General features: G+C 72.6%; 2 protein-coding genes. One reads left to right on the top strand and one right to left on the bottom strand.

Translation table 11 applies throughout. From position 1 onward, the window contains the following. Nucleotides 1–499 (bottom strand): FAD:protein FMN transferase (locus tag BN12_RS22745; RefSeq protein WP_048555774.1); only part of this gene is annotated, 499 nt, incomplete at its 3' end. A gap of 662 nt (nucleotides 500–1,161) precedes the next feature. Here BN12_RS22745 and BN12_RS22740 point away from each other — a divergent pair. Then, nucleotides 1,162–2,430 carry an SGNH/GDSL hydrolase family protein gene (locus BN12_RS22740; RefSeq protein ID WP_083454884.1) on the top strand — a complete coding sequence of 423 codons (1,269 nt, stop codon included), beginning with the start codon at nucleotides 1,162–1,164 and terminating at the stop codon, nucleotides 2,428–2,430. The last annotated feature ends 300 nt before the right edge of the window (nucleotides 2,431–2,730 follow it).

The following is a 2,730-nucleotide window of genomic DNA, read 5'->3' as shown; positions in this document are numbered from 1 at the left end:
CCGGCCCGCGCCCCTCCCACTGGCGGTCTGCCACCCGATCGGGGCCCGAGCGCCACAACCCCTCACCCGGCCCGCGCCCCTCCCACTGGCGGTCTGCCACCCGATCGGGGCCTGAGCGCCACGATCCCTCCGCGCTCCGGCGCGACTGCACGGCGGTGAGGTCGTCGTCGTACCCGGTCGCTGCGAGCGCGGGCCCGACCGTCGGGTCGACGAGGCCCCCCGTGTGCTCGGCAGCGCGAAGGGCGGCAGCGGCATACTCGAGTGTCGTCGACGACACGGTCGCTGTGACGGGTCCGGTGATCGCGGCCGCCGCGAGGCGTGCCAGCTCGGAGTCGTCGCGGAAACGGGAGACGGCCCGGTCGAGGACATCGAGGTGACCCAGGACGATCCGGGTGGCCTCGGGCAGCGCATCGGGATCGGTGACGAGAACCTGGCACGTCGTGCCGATCGCCTCGAACGACGCCGACGTCGGCGGCCCCAGCAGCGCGGGCGCCCTCATGATCCCTGGGTCATCGTCTGGGCCGGCCCAGAGGAGGAGCCGAGCGTGTCGCCGCTGTCGCCGGTGACCGCTGATGGGGCCGAGGCGGCCGTCGAGCCGGAGCCGTCGGTGTCCGACGATGCGGAGTTCCCGGCGCTCGCCCTCGGCATCGTGGAATGGGCGTAGCCGGCATCGCTCGAGCTACCCGAATCGCTCGAGGCACCGGAAGAGATGTGTGGGCTCGTCGTGCTCGAGCTCGCGCTGCTCTCAGTCACCGCGTCGTGCTGCAGGTGCACGTGCACCCCTCCCGTGACGAAGCCCGCAGCCGCGAGGGCAGCCACAGCGCTGTATCTGGCCTTGAGAAGTGCGGGAGGTATGCCACCGTGTGGGCTGCCGCTCATGTCACCGAGACTCGCCGCGCAGGCTGTGTGCCGCCTGTACGGCTCCGGTGCCCACCGCATGAGCCGACCCGCTTCCGCACGTGCCGAGTTGTCGTCGTCGGCGCGGCTCGTCAGCGACATCTTCTCGGCACGTGCGGGGTTGTCGTGGTCGGACGTCGCATACGACCACGGAAAGCCCGCACCTGCCGAACAGGGCCTGAGCGACCGGGCATCCTGGCGGAACAGCAGGCGGCTGTCAGGGCGTTCTGGTACCAAGGAGGTGGGGAAGCAAGGAGGTGGGTCATGCCGAGGGCACGACGGGCACAGAAGATCGCGTCCACGGCGGCCTACGGTGGGGGAAGCCTGGCGGCGGCAGCCACGGCGCTCGGAGCTCTCGGGTATGCCGTCATCAAGGCGGAAGCCCTCATCGCGCGCCGCATCGTGGGTACGCCGTTCGACTCGTCGCCGGACGACAACGATCTGTACGGATCCGGACCCGGCGTGCCGATCGAGATCCTCGTCCTCGGTGACTCGTCCGCGGCCGGCATGGGAGCCGACCGGCCGAGCCAGACCGTCGGCGCGATCGTCGCGAGCGGGGTGGCAGCGCTCTCCGGGCGTCCCGTCCGGCTGGTCAACGCCGCCGTCGTCGGCGCCGAGTCCGGTGACCTGCAGACGCAGCTGGCCAACGCCCTCGACGAAGGCGCCCAGCCCGAGGTGACCCTCATCATGATCGGCGCCAACGACGTGACCCACCGGATCGATCGCGCGACGGCCGTCCGACACCTCGAGACGACGGTCCGACGCCTGCGCAGCATGGGATCGGAGGTGGTCGTCGGCACCTGCCCCGACCTCGGAACCATCCAGCCCGTCGCCCAACCGCTCCGGCTCCTCATGCGGCGATGGAGCCGAGACCTCGCCGCGGCCCAGACCGTCGCGGTCGTCGAGGCGGGCGGCCGTACCGTGTCGCTCGGCGACCTCCTCGGACCCGAGTTCGCCGAGCGCCCGCGTGAGCTGTTCAGCAAGGACCAGTTCCACCCTTCCCCGGCCGGGTATGCCAGGGCCGCCTCCGCGCTCCTGCCGAGCGTCTGCGCGGCGCTCAACCTCTGGGGCACCGACACCGGCGACCGTCCTCCGGAGTGGCGGCGCGGCGAAGGTGTCGGCCCGGTGGCCGTGGCGGCGGGTCAGGCGGTCCGCGAGCCCGGCACCGAGGTCAGTGCTACCGAGATCGCCGGCCAGGACCGCGGTCCGCGGGGACGTTGGGCAATCCTCCTGCGGCGTCGCCACAACCCCGCGACCGCCCACCCGTCGGTGGCCGAGACCTCGGCCGTCCAGGAGCCCGGCATCGACGGAGGTGACGCTGCCGGTACGGACACCCCCTCGGACGCCGTCGGACCCGGCGAGTCAGACATGGCACGAGCCGCGGTCATCCCCGGAGGCGCGGCGTCGGCGCCCGGTGCCGTCGTGGCCGAAGACGCCGGCTCTGGCCCTCGTGGAGCGACCTCGGATCCGGGCGCCACCCCGGCTGCCGACAAGGGCGCGGCCGCGCGCGGCGACCAGTCCGCCTCCCCATAGCGTCCACGGTCGAGGGCCGGTACCGGCCGGCCCTCGGCGTCGCGAGGGGCACCGCCTGCACGGTGTCCGTCCCCCGACGCCCTGCCCCGCCGCCAACAGCTGATCCGGGGTCCTTCGGCACTTGGGACGACGCCACGGATCCTTGTGGGGAAACTGGTTGGCGTCATAGCTCATGCCAGCTTCCCCACAAGGACTCCAGCAGCGCCACGCCCGACCGGACAGCCGTCGTCGACGACCAGCACCGGACAACCCGGGGCGTCACAAGCGCATCCACGGTGTCCGCCCGCCGACGACCGCCGC

The organism is Nostocoides japonicum T1-X7, from assembly GCF_001046855.1.
In the GTDB taxonomy this organism is placed as follows: domain Bacteria; phylum Actinomycetota; class Actinomycetes; order Actinomycetales; family Dermatophilaceae; genus Nostocoides; species Nostocoides japonicum.
This window is presented reverse-complemented; position numbering and strand designations above follow the sequence as displayed.